General features: G+C 45.1%; 12 protein-coding genes and 2 tRNA genes. 11 read left to right on the top strand and 3 right to left on the bottom strand.

Annotation, left to right across the window (positions count from 1 at the left end):
- Positions 1-22: 22 nt before the first annotated feature.
- Positions 23-1,042 (bottom strand): sulfate ABC transporter substrate-binding protein, encoded by a 1,020-nt coding sequence (locus tag NI468_RS05210; protein WP_005248379.1) that lies wholly within the window; start codon positions 1,040-1,042, stop codon positions 23-25.
- Between the two features lie 244 nt (positions 1,043-1,286).
- The gene (locus tag NI468_RS05205) at positions 1,287-2,288 is read right to left on the bottom strand and encodes a sulfate ABC transporter substrate-binding protein (protein WP_253100420.1); all 1,002 of its coding nucleotides are present in this window, start codon (positions 2,286-2,288) and stop codon (positions 1,287-1,289) included.
- Between the two features lie 393 nt (positions 2,289-2,681).
- Between NI468_RS05205 and NI468_RS05200 the strand changes: the two genes are divergently transcribed.
- The 5 genes from NI468_RS05200 (at position 2,682) to NI468_RS05180 (ending at position 5,357) form a co-directional block, all read left to right on the top strand.
- A complete protein-coding gene (locus NI468_RS05200) occupies positions 2,682-2,984 on the top strand; it encodes a hypothetical protein (RefSeq protein ID WP_004281126.1) in 303 nt (100 codons plus the stop codon).
- Positions 2,985-3,111: 127 nt separating this feature from the next.
- On the top strand, positions 3,112-4,620 hold the full coding sequence (gltX, locus tag NI468_RS05195) for a glutamate--tRNA ligase (protein WP_253100417.1): 1,509 nt from the start codon (positions 3,112-3,114) through the stop codon (positions 4,618-4,620).
- A gap of 57 nt (positions 4,621-4,677) precedes the next feature.
- Positions 4,678-4,753, top strand: a tRNA-Ala gene (locus NI468_RS05190).
- 36 nt (positions 4,754-4,789) lie between these two features.
- Positions 4,790-4,865 (top strand) — tRNA-Glu (locus NI468_RS05185).
- A gap of 150 nt (positions 4,866-5,015) precedes the next feature.
- Positions 5,016-5,357 (top strand): membrane protein, encoded by a 342-nt coding sequence (locus tag NI468_RS05180; RefSeq protein WP_004281123.1) that lies wholly within the window; start codon positions 5,016-5,018, stop codon positions 5,355-5,357.
- A 69-nt stretch (positions 5,358-5,426) separates the two neighbouring features.
- Here NI468_RS05180 and ettA read toward each other — a convergent pair whose 3' ends face one another.
- The gene (gene ettA / locus NI468_RS05175; RefSeq protein ID WP_253100414.1) at positions 5,427-7,088 is read right to left on the bottom strand and encodes an energy-dependent translational throttle protein EttA; all 1,662 of its coding nucleotides are present in this window, start codon (positions 7,086-7,088) and stop codon (positions 5,427-5,429) included.
- 308 nt (positions 7,089-7,396) lie between these two features.
- On the opposite strand from ettA, the gene NI468_RS05170 reads away from it, so the two are divergent.
- The 6 genes from NI468_RS05170 to NI468_RS05145 all read left to right on the top strand — a co-directional run bounded on the left by NI468_RS05170 (position 7,397) and on the right by NI468_RS05145 (position 17,082).
- Positions 7,397-8,674: an O-acetylhomoserine aminocarboxypropyltransferase/cysteine synthase family protein gene (locus NI468_RS05170; RefSeq protein WP_004732469.1), complete on the top strand. Its 1,278-nt coding sequence runs from the start codon at positions 7,397-7,399 to the stop codon at positions 8,672-8,674.
- Positions 8,675-8,969: 295 nt separating this feature from the next.
- Positions 8,970-9,857: an SDR family NAD(P)-dependent oxidoreductase gene (locus NI468_RS05165; protein ID WP_174894126.1), complete on the top strand. Its 888-nt coding sequence runs from the start codon at positions 8,970-8,972 to the stop codon at positions 9,855-9,857.
- Between the two features lie 226 nt (positions 9,858-10,083).
- Entirely contained in the window at positions 10,084-10,866 is a 783-nt protein-coding gene (hisIE, locus tag NI468_RS05160) for a bifunctional phosphoribosyl-AMP cyclohydrolase/phosphoribosyl-ATP diphosphatase HisIE (RefSeq protein ID WP_253100411.1), read from the top strand.
- A 15-nt stretch (positions 10,867-10,881) separates the two neighbouring features.
- On the top strand, positions 10,882-12,384 hold the full coding sequence (locus tag NI468_RS05155; RefSeq protein ID WP_253100408.1) for a UvrD-helicase domain-containing protein: 1,503 nt from the start codon (positions 10,882-10,884) through the stop codon (positions 12,382-12,384).
- A 41-nt stretch (positions 12,385-12,425) separates the two neighbouring features.
- Complete coding sequence (locus NI468_RS05150; protein ID WP_253100405.1) at positions 12,426-13,808, top strand: ATP-binding protein; 1,383 nt, start codon at positions 12,426-12,428, stop codon at positions 13,806-13,808.
- 436 nt (positions 13,809-14,244) lie between these two features.
- Positions 14,245-17,082 (top strand): monovalent cation/H+ antiporter subunit A, encoded by a 2,838-nt coding sequence (locus NI468_RS05145; protein ID WP_253100549.1) that lies wholly within the window; start codon positions 14,245-14,247, stop codon positions 17,080-17,082.

Raw genomic sequence — 17,082 nt, 5'->3', positions numbered from 1 at the left:
TCAAGATGACTTGGCAGATCAATTAACGTTTGCTGTTATAAATCTGGTCGAAAATTGCACCATTCACAAAATGGGTTTTCTGTGCATTGGCCCAACCACCAAAGACTTCATCAATGGTAAAGGTTTTAATTTTCGGGAACTGTGCCGAATATTTAGCTAATACTTTTTCATTACGTGGACGATAGAAATGTTTAGCTGCCATTTCCTGACCCAACGGTGAATACAGGTAATTGATATAACCTGTTGCTAACCATTTATTGCCATTTTTCTCCACGGTACGATCCACAATCGCCACTGACGGTTCAGTCAAAATCGTAATCGATGGATAAACGATATCAAACTTGTTTTTACCCAAGGTTTTTTGCGTGACCAAGGCTTCATTTTCCCAAGTCAGCAATACATCGCCAATCCCACGCTCAGCAAAGGTGGTCATTGAAGCACGTGCAGCAGAATCCATCACTTTCACATTCTTATAAAGCTTGCCGACAAATTCCTGTGCTTTGGCTTTATTACCACCTGGCTGTTTCTCGGCATAACCCCATGCAGACAGATACACCCAACGCGGCAAACCACCCGTTTTCGGGTTCGGCGTAATAATTTGCACGCCTGGTTTAGTTAAGTCATTCCAGTCCTTGATGCCTTTCGGATTGCCTTTACGTACCATGAATACGATCGTCGAGGTATAAGGTGCGGAGTTGTGTGGGAATTCCTTTTGCCAGCCCGGCTGAATCTGACCAGATTTCACAATTTCTTCGATGTCATTGGCCAGCGCCAAAGTCACCACATCACCTTTCAAGCCATCGACCACAGAGCGCGCCTGTTTGCCCGAACCGCCATGTGACTGCTTAAAATTCACATCCAGACCGGTGCGGTTTTTCCAGTAAGCGCCAAATGATTTGTTAAATTCATCATAGAACTCACGCGTAGCATCATAGGATACATTCAGAAACTGACGGTCTGCTGCTTGTGAAGCAGTCGCGGTCATGCCTAAACCAGTCGCCAATAAGGCAGCACTAAATAACGATTTTAATTGAATTTTCATGGCAGCACGGAGTTTATCTTCATTAGATATAACTATATGAAATAAAATCATTTATCGCAATTCACCCTACAACATCACAACACGATAAAATAAAAGGTTTTTCTGTATTAATATTTTGTTTTTAAAAGGAAAATACTATTTATCATTCTACTTATATCCAATATATAGAATTTTATGCATTAGATATAAAGAAAATGGATAACACTTTAGCCATTTTCTTTATTGTATTTAGACTACCGCTCACTTATCTTTTTTCATTGTAAATCTGGTCATAAATCGCCCCATTCACAAAATGTGTTTTTTGCGCTTTGGCCCAACCACCAAAGACTTTATCAATGGTAAAGGTCTGGATTTTCGGAAACTGGTCTGAATATTTGGCAGCCACTTTGGCGTCCCGCGGACGGAAGAAATATTTCGCAGCAAGCTCCTTCCCTTTCGGTGAATACAAATAGTTCAAATAACCTTTGGCCAGATGGGTATTGCCATTTTTATTCACGTTTTTATCGACAATCGCTACTGATGGCTCGGCCAGAATGGAAATCGATGGATAAACGATATCGTACTTGTCTTTACCCAGACCTTGGGTCGCCAGCAAGGCTTCATTTTCCCAGGATAAAAGCACATCCCCAATACCGCGCTCGGCAAACGTCGTCAGTGAACCACGGGCACCAGAGTCGAGCACTTTGACATTTTGATAAAGTTTTTTCACCAGCTCTTTGGCTTTCGCATCATTACCGCCGGGCTGTTTCAGTGCATAACCCCAAGCAGAAAGATAGATCCAACGCGGCGCGCCACCGGTTTTCGGGTTTGGGGTAATAATATCTACACCCGCTTTGGTCAGATCATTCCAATCTTTGATTTGCTTTGGATTCCCTTTACGCACCAAGAATACAATCGTAGACGTATAAGGTGCCGAATTACTCGGAAACTCTTTTTGCCAACCTTTCTCGATTAAACCTGCATTGACGATTTCTTCGATATCATTGGCTAAGGCCAAGGTTACGACATCGGCCTGCAAACCATCGACCACTGAACGCGCCTGCTTGCCTGAACCACCATGTGACTGTTTAAAATTGACCTTCTGTCCGGTTTTCTGCTTCCAGAACTTGCCAAATTCTTCGTTATATTCCTGATAAAATTCACGGGTCGGATCATAAGAGACATTCAGGAAATCTTTGGCGACGGAATTCTGTACAGCTGTTCCAACTAAAATTGTCAAGATTGCGGATGCTATTATTTTTTTCATCTTATGTAACTCTTTGTTTATATGAGCTGCACTATACAAATCAAAAATAAGCATAACAATCATTCATTTATAACAATATCTACAATCTATTTCTGATTTTGAGATATCTTCTAACAATTAAATCCGGATACATATTCTGCTAGAAAAGTAATCTTCTGCTACAATATAAGACAGTTCTTCACGTTCTCTTCACAGTTGTCTGTTAAAAATAGGCCACCAAAACAGGAAATTACGATTTTTGGTAATTTTCCACAGAGTTATATTATTTCTTTTGTAAAAAATGTGACTTGGTTCTACTTCTTTATGATCAACTGTGATTAAATTGTAGGCAGAGTATTAAAAAAACATTTTTAACAAAATAAAACCAACCCGAAGTAAGGAGGAAGTTTGGATATGAAATTTACATTATTCACAGCCAGCATCCTAAGCCTGATTATGTTGTTCTCGATTCAACTCGGTCATGCCGTCGTTGTGAAGACAGATTTGCCGAAGCCTACAGTAAGCACTGTTGAAAGCAAGACTTCGCCGATTGAAAAAGCGATTCAGCAACAAAAAACTGAAAAAACACTTCAAACAGAAGATAATCTCAAAGTCTTGACTGCATTTAAAGTCGCACCTTCGCAAAATTTCTTTGCAGAACAGAATTACCGCTTCACCCGCTTTGTCCAAAGTATTTTTTCGAGCGCTCATTCTTAATCAGCCTCAACAGCGCTGAATATTCCCGGATTTAAAAGCCACATCATTCAATGTTGAATAAAGCATTAAGTGATGTGGCTTTTTCGCTATAATAGCTGCAATTTTATATCTAAGATTAGATCCGGCTATGACTGTTCGTACTCGTATTGCACCTTCTCCTACTGGTTTTCCGCATGTAGGTACTGCCTATATCGCCTTGTTTAACTTATGTTTTGCTAAACAGCATGGCGGTGAATTCATTCTTCGTATTGAAGATACTGACCAACTGCGCTCAACGCCTGAATCTGAAAAAATGATCCTGGATTCATTGCGCTGGTTGGGTCTGAGCTGGTCTGAAGGTCCTGATGTCGGTGGCCCGCATGCGCCGTACCGCCAGTCAGAACGTATGGATATCTATAAAAATTATGCCTTGGAACTGGTAGAGAAAGGTCATGCCTTCTACTGTTTCGCCACTGCCGAAGAACTGGATCAAATGCGTGCTGAACAGCAAGCACGTGGTGAATCTCCACGTTATGACGGTCGAGGCTTAAACCTTTCTCAAGAAGAGGTCGAGCGTCGTTTGGCTGCTGGCGAAGCACATGTGATTCGCATGAAAGTACCGACTGAAGGTATTTGTAAATTTAATGACATGCTGCGTGGTGAAGTCGAGATTCCATGGGCACAGGTCGACATGCAGATTCTGCTTAAAACTGACGGCTTGCCGACTTATCATTTGGCCAACGTGGTAGATGATCATTTAATGCAAATCACCCATGTGATTCGTGGTGAAGAATGGATTCCATCTGCGCCGAAACATCAGTTACTGTATCAATATTTCGGTTGGGGCATGCCGGTACTCTGCCACATGCCACTGCTACGTAATCCGGATAAATCTAAGCTATCTAAACGTAAAAACCCGACTTCAATTAACTACTATAGAAACATCGGTGTATTGCCTGAAGCTTTATTGAACTACTTGGGTCGCATGGGCTGGTCAATGCCAGATGAAAGTGAAAAATTCACTTTGGCTGAAATGATTGAACATTTTGATATCAAACGTGTATCCCTAGGTGGCCCGATCTTTGATGTGGAAAAACTCAATTGGCTCAATGGCCAATGGATCAAAGCGCTTTCTCCAAGTGACTTACTTGATACTTTGCTTGCCTGGAAAGCAGATCGTGCCAAGTTAGAAGAAATTGCAGCAGCAATTCAGCCACGTATTAATCTGCTGTCTGAAGCGGTGAACTGGTCTGCGCATTACTTCAACCACTTCCCGACTCTGTCTAAAGAACAGTTTGTCAGCAAAAAACTGTCTGACGAACAGGTCCGTCAAAGCTTGCAGTTTGCAATCTGGCGTCTGGAAAGCCTGTTCATCTGGAATAACGACACCGTAAGCCAGACCTTGATGGATTTGGCCACCCAGATGGAAATCAAACTGCGCGACTTCATGCCGGCGTTCTTTATTGCCATCGCGGGTTCAACTGCCTCTACTCCGGTGATGCAAACCATGGTCACCATTGGCCCCGATCTGACCTTCGCACGTTTACGTCATGCGCTGGAAATTGTTGGCGGACCAAGCAAAAAAGAGCTGAAAGTCTGGGAAAAACTCAATGAAAGCTTAAAATTGCCGAAAAATGAAGCGGTTGATCAAGCTTAATTAATTTTTATGTTGACGTGTGGGCGCGATATCCCTAATATAGCGCTCACACAGACTGGGGTCATAGCTCAGTTGGTAGAGCGCTACAATGGCATTGTAGAGGTCAGGAGTTCGATCCTCCTTGACTCCACCAAATCAAGTCTTGCTTTAGCTGTGTAACGCCTCAATTGTCCCTATCGTCTAGAGGCCTAGGACATCGCCCTTTCACGGCGGTAACCGGGGTTCGAATCCCCGTAGGGACGCCATATTCAAGATTACTTTTGAAGTGGTCTTTTAAAAAACCCAAGCATTATGACTTGGGTTTTTTATTGCCTGTATATTTTATGTTGGGCAATATTTCGGTTTCTTCGCATCTTCCGATAAAATAATCAGTAATTTAGAATTTTGGAGTTGTAATGCAATATCGTTGCCCTAAGTGTCAAAGCCCGAAAATCATGCCGGTGGCCCAGCCAGGTCAAGCAGCTCCACGTCCGGTGGTTCCTAAAAGCCTGATGTTTCTGGTGCCCGCCCTATTCCTATTATTATTGCTAGTGATCATCAGTATCGCGATGTGGATCTTTGGTGATGGTGCAGGTACAACTTTACAGACTGCAACCGTCATCGTCTTTATTCTTTCTTTGATTGCAGGCTTTATGTTCTATAAAGATTTGCCTGATTTTAAAATTTCCATGCAGGCCTTCATGCAGACCCAAAAGAAATGGAAATGTCGTGAATGTAATCATGAGTGGGAAATCTAAGTCATTACCCACCACCCTATAAGCACAAAAACCAGCCCGAAGGCTGGTTTTTTATTTTAAAATCAGGGATTAAACACCAATTTTACGGTATTTTTGACGCTTCGCAACCAGATCATCACCATCGCGCTTACGGCGATATTCTTCAAACTCAGCATAGTTACCGGTGAAGAATTCAGGTGTTTCGCCTTCAAATGACAAAATGTGCGTTGCAATACGGTCCAGGAACCAACGGTCATGCGAGATCACCATCACAGTACCCGGGAACACCAGAATGGCATCCTCAAGCGCACGTAAGGTTTCGATATCCAGGTCGTTTGACGGTTCATCGAGCAAGATTACGTTTGCGCCCATTTGCAGGATTTTAGCCAGTTGTAAACGGTTACGCTCACCACCTGACAATTGACCGACACGTTTTTGCTGATCCTGGCCTTTAAAGTTAAAACGACCGATATATGCACGAGATGCAATTTCGTATTCGCCAATCTTCAAGATGTCTAAACCGCCAGAAACTTCTTCCCAAACCGTTTTGTTGTCATCAAGCGTGTCACGAATCTGACCCACATAAGCCACTTTCACCGACTCACCCAGTACCACAGAACCGGTATCCGGTTGTTGTTCACCGGTCATCATGCGGAACAGTGTGGTTTTACCTGCACCGTTCTCACCGACGATACCCACGATCGCAGCAGGCGGTACAACGAATGATAAATCTTTATACAGGGTACGATCACCAAACGATTTGCTGATGCCTTCAACTTCTACAACCTTGTTGCCTAGACGTGGGCCAGGTGGAATGTAGATTTCAGAGGTTTCGTTACGCTGTTGGAATTCACGCGAGTTAAGCTCTTCAAAACGCTCCATACGCGCTTTGTTTTTCTTTTGCTGACCTTTGGCATTAGAACGAACCCATTCAAGTTCTTTTTTCAATGCTTTAGCAAAAGATTCTTCCTGCTTGTTCTCTTGCTCTAAACGGGCATTTTTCTGCTCAAGCCAAGAAGAGTAGTTACCTTGATACGGAATGCCCATACCACGGTCAAGCTCCAGAATCCATTCAGCAACGTTATCCAAGAAGTAACGGTCATGCGTAATCGCGACGATGGTACCCGGGAAGTCTTTCAAGAAACGTTCCAACCAAGATACAGATGAAGCATCTAAATGGTTCGTTGGTTCGTCTAGAAGTAACATATCTGGTTTAGACAGAAGTAATCGGCACAGCGCCACACGACGACGTTCACCACCTGAAAGCTTAGATACATCTGCATCCCAAGCAGGCAGGTTCAATGCTGCAGCTGCTTGATCCATCTGGTTGGCAAGGTTATGCGCATCCCAAGTCTGGATAATCGCTTCAAGCTTCTCTTGCTCTTTCGCAAGTGCATCGAAATCCGCATCTTCTGCTGCATATTCAGCAAAGACTTCATCCAGACGTGCCAAGGCATCAAGCGGTTCACGTAAACCATCTTCGACGTTACCACGAACGTCTTTAGTTTCATCTAAAGGTGGTTCTTGCTCAAGATAACCGATTTTTATACCCGGTTGCGCACGTGCTTCACCAGAGAAATCTTTATCTACGCCCGCCATAATACGAAGCAAGGTAGATTTACCTGCACCGTTTAAACCAAGCACACCAATTTTAGCGCCTGGGAAAAATGATAAGGAGATGTCTTTCAGGATTTCGCGCTTAGGCGGAACCATCTTCGACACTCGGTTCATCGTGTAAATATATTGGGCCACGTAGGACTCCTCAACTGAAAAACCAAATGGGGTTAAAACAACCACCCCAGCTCAAAAATGAGCGAAAAAATAATCGGCTATTATACGCAGAAAGCTGCGAAAACATAAGCCATTGCCATGAACTTCAATGCATTGTTACAAGTTTATTGATGATGTTTTTTTAAACAACTGTTTTCAGTAAAATAAATGACTCAAATCCAGGTCGATATATGAATATTTCATATATTTATTTCAATAAAATTGCACTTTTACTCATATGTGAAAATGCTACACTCAAGCCATAAACTTAAACAAGAAGATTAAACAGAATGAGTTATAAAGCAGAAACCCTTGCGATTCATGCAGGTTATACCCCTGAAGCAACTACCAAAGCTGTGGCAGTACCGATTTATCAAACTACGTCATATGCCTTTGACAATACTCAACATGGGGCCGATCTCTTTGATTTAAAGGTTCAGGGCAATATCTATACCCGAATCATGAACCCGACCACTGCGGTTCTGGAACAACGTGTCGCAGCACTGGAAGGTGGAATTGGCGCGCTGGCTTTGGCCTCTGGCATGGCTGCGATTACTTATGCGATTCAGACCATTGCGGAAGCGGGTGACAACATTGCTTCTGTGTCAACGCTATATGGCGGTACCTATAACCTCTTTGCCCATACCCTACCAAAACAGGGCATTGAAGTCCGTTTCTTTGATTATGAAAAGCCGGAAAGTCTGCGTGACTTGATTGATGAAAAAACCAAACTGGTCTTTGTCGAATCGATTGGTAATCCACTGGGTAATATTATTGATCTGGAAGCCATTGCTAAAATTGCACATGAATATGGCGTACCGGTGATTGTCGACAATACCGTTGCCACCCCAGTACTACAAAAATCTTTCGACTTTGGTGCGGATATTGTGGTGCATTCCCTGACCAAATATATCGGTGGTCATGGCAATTCAATTGGCGGCATTATTGTGGATAGCGGCAAATTCCCGTGGGGTAAATACCCTGAACGTTTCCCTGCCCTGAATACGCCTGATCCAAGCTACCATGGCGTGAACTATGTCGAAGTTTTGGGGGAAGCAGCATATATCGCACGTGCGCGTGTAGTGCCACTGCGTAATACCGGCGCTGCGATCAGTCCGCAGAATGTGTTTTTGATTCTGCAAGGTCTGGAAACTTTAAGCTTGCGTATGGAACGTCATACCGAAAATGCACTGAAAGTCGCTGAATATCTGCAAAAACATCCTAAAGTGAAATGGGTCAATTACGCCGGCCTGAAAGATCACCCACAGCATGCCTTGGCACAGAAATATGTGAAAGGTAAACCTTCTGCCATTCTGACCTTTGGGGTAGAACATGGTCTCGAAGGCGGCACACGTTTTATTGATGCCCTGCAATTGTTCACCCGTCTGGTCAATATCGGCGACGCTAAAAGTCTGGCCTGCCATCCGGCGACTACTACGCATCGTCAGCTCAATGCCGAAGAGTTAAAATCGGCAGGCGTCAGTGAGGATATGGTGCGTTTATCCATTGGGATTGAACATAGTGATGACCTGATTGCCGATCTGGAACAGGCGCTGGCGGCCGTTTAAAAAGGTGCCCGAGCCGCTTCGAAACCTCATCATTTTGGTGAGGTTTTTTTATTTATTTTCTAAAACAGCCACTTGCTTTACTTTTTATTTTCATGTTAAAAGTTAAATGAAAGAGTGAACACAAATAGAGCAATTACTCTAATTTTTATTTTAATTTCAATACTTTAATTTATAGATTTTCCTGAAGAATTGGTTATCATATCTGGACTCACCTTCGCTCTCATCTTCTGTTAGAGCGCCATAGACCTTTAATAAAAATAATTTGAACGCTGACTTCAAATTAGGGATAACAAACGTGAAAACTAGACTACACAAACAACTGGAAAAACGTGTTGCAGGTAAAACCGTCCTGATTACCGGTGCATCCAGCGGTATTGGTTTAACGACAGCACATCAACTGGCTGATGCAGGTGCCCATGTTTTACTGGTGGCCCGTACTCAGGAAACCCTAGAACAAGTAAAATCAGAAATTGAAGCCAAAGGCGGCAAAGCCTCAATCTTTCCATGTGATTTAAACAATATGGAAGCGATTGATGAAGTTTCCAAACAGATTATTGCCTCAGTCGATCATATTGATATTCTGATCAATAATGCAGGACGTTCGATCCGCCGTGCCGTGCATGAGTCAGTAGATCGTTTTCATGATTTTGAACGGACCATGCAGCTGAACTATTTCGGCGCCGTGCGTCTGGTGATGAATATCCTGCCGCAAATGATGATTCGTCGTGCGGGTCATATTATTAACATCAGCTCAATTGGTGTACTGGCCAATGCCACCCGCTTTTCGGCCTATGTTGCTTCAAAAGCTGCGCTGGATGCCTTTAGCCGCTGCCTGTCTGCAGAAGTACATTCACATAAAATCGCAATCACATCGATCTATATGCCTTTGGTGCGCACCCCGATGATTGCGCCGACCAAAATCTATAAATATGTACCGACGCTTTCTCCGGAACAGGCGGCTGACCTGATTGCCTATGCGATTGTGAAACGTCCGAAGAAAGTGGCGACCGGTTTGGGCCGTCTGGCTTCCATTACCTATTCAATTGCACCGGATATCAACAATGTCTTGATGTCGATTGGCTATAACCTGTTCCCAAGTTCAAGTGCATCTGTGGGCCAACCACAAAAATTAAACTTGGTGCAAAAAGCATATGCGCGTCTGTTCCCGGGCGAACACTGGTAATTTTTCATACGGACAATTTAATTAAAATACGAGCCGCCGACCGGGCGGCTTTTCTATGTCTCAGTTTTGCAAGATCTGGACTAAAGTAGACTGATTTAAAAAACCACGACACAGTCTGTCCTTATCAACACAGATTTTTGCCGCAAATGCTGCGAGATCACGTACACTATCAGCGGATATTTCCTATCCGTATTTTTATATTTTGATTGAAATGATGGAAACCCTTATGAACAACGCGCAATGGCTCGATGAAGTAAAATTTAACGAACAAGGATTAGTCCCTGCCATTGCCCAGCATCATCAAACTGGACGTGTGTTGATGGTAGCCTGGATGAACCGTGAAGCCTTGGCTTTAACTGCCGAAAAAAATCAGGCAGTGTATTTCTCTCGTTCACGCAGCAAGTTATGGCATAAGGGCGAAGAATCAGGACATTTTCAGACCGTACATGAAATCCGTCTGGACTGTGATGCCGACGTGATTGTGCTGCAAATTGAACAGCATGGCGGCATCGCCTGCCATACCGGCCGTGAATCATGCTTCTATCGCAAGCTCACGCCAAATGGCTGGGAAATTGTCGATGCACAGTTGAAAGATCCCTCTGCGATTTATGGCGAAAAATCCACGAATCCGCATACGCTGGCGATGGAAGCGTCAACCGCCCAATCTGAACAGGTCGAAGTCCTGTCTTATCTGGGTCAGATGATGGCAGAACGTAAACAGGCTGATCCAGATTCATCTTATGTGGCCAAGCTCTACCATAAAGGTTTAAACAAGATTCTGGAAAAAGTCGGTGAAGAAAGCTTTGAAACCGTGCTGGCAGCCAAAGATTATGACCAGAATGCTTCTGCAGATCATAAAAATGATCTGATTTATGAAGTGGCAGACCTGTGGTTCCACACCATTGTGATGCTGGGTTATTTCGACCTGGATGTGCAATTGGTATTAAATGAACTGGCTCGTCGCCAAGGCTTGTCCGGCCTGGTTGAAAAAGCCAATCGTCAGCATTAAGTCTTGAATTCATCTGTGTCTGATTTAAAAAAACCGGCCGCGACCTATGAGCAGGCGACTGCTATTGATAACGCACGTCTGGGCAAATCCTTTAAAGTGATTGCCTATGCAGGCACAGGTAAAACGACTACCCTGCAAATGATCAGTGATGCCATGCCGCAAAGACGTGGCATGTATCTGGCTTTTAACAAGGCCATTGCCAGTGAAGCGCAAGCCAAGTTTCACCGGGGTGTCGATTGCCGGACTTTTCACTCGCTGGCGTTTCGCAGTGTTTCACGTGGAGTCACCGACAAACTGCGTCTGCCACGCTTGAGTCCAAGTTTTATTGCCAAAGAATACCAGCTTGAACCGATGACCATGCGCCGTATGATGGGTGGGCGTTATGAGAAATATGTCTTGATGCCTTCGCGTCTGGCGAGTTTAGTCGCCAATGCGGTCGGTTATTTCTGTTCGACCAGTTCGCAATACCCTGCCCCACGGCATATCCAGGCACCGAGCTGGCTACATCCGGATGATATCGAGACTTTACAGAAGAAACTTTATCCGGCAGTCGAACGACGCTGGTTAGAGTCGATTGATCCCAATCATCAGGCCGGCATCGGTCATGACATTTACCTGAAACTCTGGGCGCTGTCCGAGCCGAACATCCCGGCCGATTATGTACTATTCGATGAAGCTCAGGATGCCGATCCCTTAATGCTGGGAATTTTGCTGAAACAGCGCAGCACCCAGGTGATCTATGTCGGAGATGCGCATCAGCAGATTTATGCCTGGCGTGGTGCAGTGAATGCCATGCAGCAACTACCTTTACCTGAATCACGTCTGACCACCTCATTTCGTTTCGGTCCTGAAATTGCCCTGAATGCCAATGCCATTTTAGGTGCCTTAAATGAAACTGTGCCTTTACTCGGCAATCCGTTGTTAGATTCTAAAGTCGTGAATAAACCGCATACCAAAATGCGCGATGCAATTTTATGCCGGACTAATGCCCGCGCCATGGAACTGTTATTAGCAGGTTTAGTTCGTGGGGATAAAGTCAGTCTGCAAGCCGATCACGTCAAACTGAATCGTTTTGTCGATGCGGCCGCCATGCTGAAACAGGGCAAACGTGTGGTTGATGTACCGGAACTGGCCTGGTTTAACTCCTGGCATGATGTCCATGAATACTGTGAAACCAATGAAGGCAGTGACATCAAGCCACTGGTCAAACTGGTGGACGAACATGGCACCGATCCACTAAAAAAAGCTCTGGCTAAAATCACTCCAATTGCCCAGGCCGATTATATTATTTCCACGGCGCACAAGGCCAAAGGTCTGGAATGGGATCGGGTTCATATTGAAGATGACTATCAGTTTAAGCTGAATGAAAAAGATCATAAAATTAGTGATGAAGAATTAAGACTACTTTACGTGGCCTGTACTCGTGCTAAAGTGAGTTTAAATATTCATCACATTTATGACCTGATTCAGCAACTGAAGATCAAAATGCCGCAGTCGCTTCGGCAGGCAGTCGGTTAAAGTGCATGGCATGGATGTAAACATCATAGGACAGGTGATCTATGCACATCCAAGCGCTTCAACTGAAACATACCCTGCATTTTTCCGACATTCAGCTCCAGTTTAATTATTCGCAATGCACGATCACCTTGATTCTGGGCAATCAGGGAACTGGCAAAACTACGCTTTTACGTTTTAGCTATCAGGCACTGACCTGGTTTGCAGCCCGTTATCGTGATAGCCGTGCTGCGGGTCTGGTGATGCAAGATCAGGACATCATGCAAAACCGGCTGCAATCCAAAATCGATATCCGGATCGGTTTTCCTGAAGAGATGGGCAGCTTGCCAGAATCCAGTCAGTCCGAGCCTGCGAACCTACAAAGCTGTTCATGGCAAATCTACAAGACCCTAAACAGTCAGGGTCTGGGTTTTAGCAAAGCAGAAACCTCACAGCTTGAGAGCGTGCTCAGCCTGTATCACAAAGCCCGCTTGCACGATCCCCTACTCGGCTTGCCGCTAATTGCCTATTATCCGGCTGAACGCTTTACCAATGAAGTCAATCTGCTCAGCAAAAATAACCCGGCCATTCTCCAGTCCGCACATGCTTATGAAATAGCTGCAATTCCTTTCACCACTTTTGCCCGTTTTTTTGAATGGTTTCGTGAAATCAGTGATATTGAAAATGCGCAAAGTGCCAAGATTATGGACCAAATTTTGGCGCGTGCCTTGCAGCAGCCTGAGAACATCGGGGGAGATAAACTGGCCCGGCAGATCGAGAAAGCCCAGGCACATCTGCATGCACCGAATCTCAGCGCTTTAAAACAGGCTCTGTCACTGATCCTGCCAGAAGTCAGCCAGATATATTTAAAATACCAGCCCAAGCTGCAGCTGATGGTGACCTATCAGCAACAAAATTTTAGTTTTCAGCAACTTCCCAACAGTATCCGCAACTGGATTGCGCTGGTGGGTGACATTGTACGGCGGCTTTGTCTGTTGAATACCAACAGTTTATTCCCGTGTCAGGAAGGTACAGGCGTTTTGTTGATTGATGCAATTGATCATCAACTGGATCAGGAGATGGCAGCAGTGATCCTGTCACGCCTGCATCAGGCTTTTCCTAACTTGCAGATTATTGCGACCGGCAACCGGCCTGAATTACTGGAACAGGCGCAAGGCTTTCAATGTCTGAAACTGGAAAATAAACAGCTGCACCCCATTCATCTTGAAAGTATGAAAACCCAGTTTGATCAGATCTACGCAGAGCTGGAATTGCAGCGAAATAAAGATATCTCGCCTGAAGATACTTTACTGGAAACGGTCACCGAACCCGTCACACCGCTTGCAGTATTGCAAATGATTCAGCAACAGTTAAATCCCGAACAACAGCAGGAACTGCTGGCCCTACTTACTCAGGAGTACCATCCGACGCTACCTCAGTCGCTCTAAACAGATTCAAAAAATAAGCGCGATTGTTTGAGTCAATAAGGCAGCCTTTTCCAGCATTCTGTTTTTACTAGGATTGAACTGTTTTGAGTCAAATTTACAATCAATGCCTGCAATTTAATCTTAATTTTCGGTCACTTCTGGATGATCTGTTTAAGCATGCAGCGCCTGTTAAAACCGAGCCGGCGTATAATTTATAAGTTCCACATAAAAACGTTGATGTTGTTGTTATCCTGTAATATGATCGGTTTTATTTGCGAATTTCATTGTAAAATCGGAATTTGCTATCGTTTATAAGTTGCGCAATACAACTGTTTTATATTCTTTTTGAATATTCTTTTGGCTTTCAAGATTGAGAAGTTTGGGTCGCTCCTTGGGGTCCTGTAATCCTTGAAAGATAAAGATTCACCTTAGGTTGATCAAAACCTAAATCATGACAATGGATACGAGTGTGCTGCCGATTATTATATTGTTACCGTTAGTATTAGGCACAACCCTTGTCTCGTGGCTGAAGCAATTTTCGCGCGGGGTAACGGCTTTAGGGGCAATTGGTGTCAGCCTCAGCAGTTTCTTATTATTATTGAGTCAGGCGCCCGCCATATTTGATGGTGCAGTGATTACCCAGACCTGGTCCTGGCTGCCCCAGCTCGGCATCGATTTCAGTTTTCGCCTGGATTCTCTGGGACTGCTGTTTGCCTTGCTGATCAGCGGAATTGGTACACTGATTTATATTTATGCCTATTATTATCTCAATCCAAAAAATTCACTGAGCAAACTGTATCTCCTGCTGATGCTATTTATGGCGGCGATGCTCGGAATTTCATTGTCGAATAACCTGATTATCTTATTGATTTTCTGGGAACTGACCAGTATTTCATCTTTCCTGCTGGTGGGTTACTGGAGCAATTACGAAGCGGCGCAACGTGGTTCGCGTATGGCCCTGACCATTACCGGAATGGGTGGTCTGGCGATGCTGGGCGGTTTTGTCCTGCTTGGTCAAATTACCGGCACTTATCAGCTTGACCAAATCCTGACGATGACTGAGCAGATTCAGTCCCATCATTTATTTGTTCCAACCTTGTTGCTGATTTTACTTGGTGCCTTTACCAAAAGTGCGCAGTTCCCGTTCCACTTCTGGTTGCCGAATGCCATGGCTGCACCGACACCGGTCTCTGCCTATTTGCACTCGGCCACCATGGTCAAAGCCGGTTTATTCCTGGTCGCACGTTTGCTCCCGATCTTTGCCGGCGCTGCACTGTTTCATAATATTGTGACCTTTGTTGGTCTGTTTACCCTGTGCATGGCCTCCTTCTTTGCCATTTTTAAGGAAGACCTGAAAGGCTTGCTCGCCTATTCCACCATCAGCCATTTAGGTCTGATCATGTGTCTGCTCGGGATTGGTTCACCATTGGCTGTTGCAGCAGCGATTTTCCATATTATTAACCATGCCACCTTTAAAGCGGCACTGTTTATGATTGCCGGCATCATCGATCATGAATCCGGTACCCGTGACTTACGTAAATTGTCTGGCTTGTGGCAATTACTGCCATTTACCGCCACGCTGACCATGATCACGGCAGCATCCATGGCGGGTGTACCCTTGACCAATGGTTTCCTGTCCAAGGAAATGTTCTTTACCGAACTGGTCGCCAGTTTAAGTGGTCCACTTATGGTCGGCTCTGCTATTGTCGCGACACTGGCCGGGATTTTTGCGGTCGCTTATTCCATTCGACTGGTGCATGGGGTCTTTTTCGATGGTCCGCTAGGCAAGCAGGTCCCGAATAAAGATGCACATGAACCGGCCTTTGGTATGCGCGCACCGGCCACTTTGTTAGCAATTTTATGTATTTTGGTGGGTATATTCCCGGCACTTCTGGTTGAAAAAATTGTAAACAGCTCCACCCGGGCATCGACTCAGGATTTTGCTTTTGAAGGCACTCATCTGGCACTATGGCATGGCTTCAACCTGCCCCTGCTAATGAGTGTGATTGCTCTGCTCGGCGGAATAATCTTTTACTTTTCTCTCGCCAAAGGCGGCGCCTTACGAGAAATCGACTTGGATCCAAAACTGGGCCGCTTGCAGGGCCGGGTATTGTTCGAACTGTTTTTGAAAAATCTGCTGCTGAATTCACGCCGTTTCCGCCGTGCCACTGAAAATGGCAAATTACAAAGCTATTTATTGTGGATCGTAATTTTTACTGTCGCACTGGTCAGTTTCCCACTGGTGAACAATGGGGTGGGCACGGGTACACGTGAACTGACCCACGCCCCTGCTCTGGCGATTATCTTGTGGTTACTCCTGTTTTCTGCCTGCTGGATGCTGCTGTGGTTCCATCATGAGCGGATTAAAGCTGTACTGATTAGCGGTGCAGTCGGCCTGGTCGTCACCATGGTCTTTATCGGCTTCTCGGCGCCCGATCTGGCATTGACCCAGATTACGGTCGATGTGGTCACCACGGTTCTGCTACTGATGAGTTTATCTTTACTGCCTCAGTTAACACCGTATGAATCGAGTCCGACCCGTCGCTGGCGTGATGCCATTATTGCAATAGGTGGCGGTCTTGGAATAGCAGCTATTGCCTGGCTGATCATGACCCGTGATCATAATTCCATTTCATGGTTCTTCCTGCAACAGTCGATTCCACTGGGCGGCGGCACCAATGTGGTGAATGTGATTCTGGTCGACTTCCGTGGTTTCGATACCTTTGGCGAAATTACCGTACTTGGAATTGCCGCGATTGGTGTACTTAGCCTGATGGATGGAATGCGTGCCCATGGCGCCACCATCACCCAGGGTCTGACCTATCGTTTTAATCCTTCACCCCTGATGTTACGTATTACTGCATCATGGATCTTGCCTGTAGCACTGGTGGTCAGCCTGTACATCTTTATGCGTGGCCATAATTTGCCAGGCGGTGGATTTATTGCAGGCTTGGTCACCTCACTGGCACTTATTATTCAATATATCGCAGTGGGGCAGGATAAAACCGAACAGTTGCTGGGGGCCAAATCTGGCCGTCTCTATGAAATCTGGATTGGAGTCGGCTTAACCATTGCCGGTTTGACCGGTGTCGCGGCCTGGTTCTGGTCACGTCCATTCCTGACCAGTGCACATATCTATGTCTCTCCGCCAATGATTGGAGAAATGCATTTGGCTTCGGCTGCGCTGTTTGATGTTGGCGTTTATGTCACTGTTGTGGGTGCAACGATGCTGATGATTTCAGTCTTAGGCGATTCACGTCACTCAAGCATGACTGGCCCTGTACCAAGAGGATAA

The sequence above is a fragment of the Acinetobacter lwoffii genome (genome assembly GCF_024129355.1).
Classification (GTDB): domain Bacteria; phylum Pseudomonadota; class Gammaproteobacteria; order Pseudomonadales; family Moraxellaceae; genus Acinetobacter; species Acinetobacter lwoffii_I.
Note: the sequence above shows the minus strand (reverse complement) of the source record. Positions and strands in the feature narration are given on the sequence as shown.

Excerpts from the sequence above, each read along its gene's own strand:
- NI468_RS05210 (WP_005248379.1), bottom strand. The coding sequence starts at position 1,042 with ATGAAAATTCAATTAAAATCGTTATTTAGTGCTGCCTTATTGGCGACT.
- NI468_RS05205 (WP_253100420.1), bottom strand. The coding sequence starts at position 2,288 with ATGAAAAAAATAATAGCATCCGCAATCTTGACAATTTTAGTTGGAACA.
- NI468_RS05200 (WP_004281126.1), top strand. The coding sequence starts at position 2,682 with ATGAAATTTACATTATTCACAGCCAGCATCCTAAGCCTGATTATGTTG.
- gltX (WP_253100417.1), top strand. The coding sequence starts at position 3,112 with ATGACTGTTCGTACTCGTATTGCACCTTCTCCTACTGGTTTTCCGCAT.
- NI468_RS05180 (WP_004281123.1), top strand. The coding sequence starts at position 5,016 with ATGCAATATCGTTGCCCTAAGTGTCAAAGCCCGAAAATCATGCCGGTG.
- NI468_RS05170 (WP_004732469.1), top strand. The coding sequence starts at position 7,397 with ATGAGTTATAAAGCAGAAACCCTTGCGATTCATGCAGGTTATACCCCT.
- hisIE (WP_253100411.1), top strand. The coding sequence starts at position 10,084 with ATGAACAACGCGCAATGGCTCGATGAAGTAAAATTTAACGAACAAGGA.
- NI468_RS05150 (WP_253100405.1), top strand. The coding sequence starts at position 12,426 with ATGCACATCCAAGCGCTTCAACTGAAACATACCCTGCATTTTTCCGAC.
- NI468_RS05145 (WP_253100549.1), top strand. The coding sequence starts at position 14,245 with ATGGATACGAGTGTGCTGCCGATTATTATATTGTTACCGTTAGTATTA.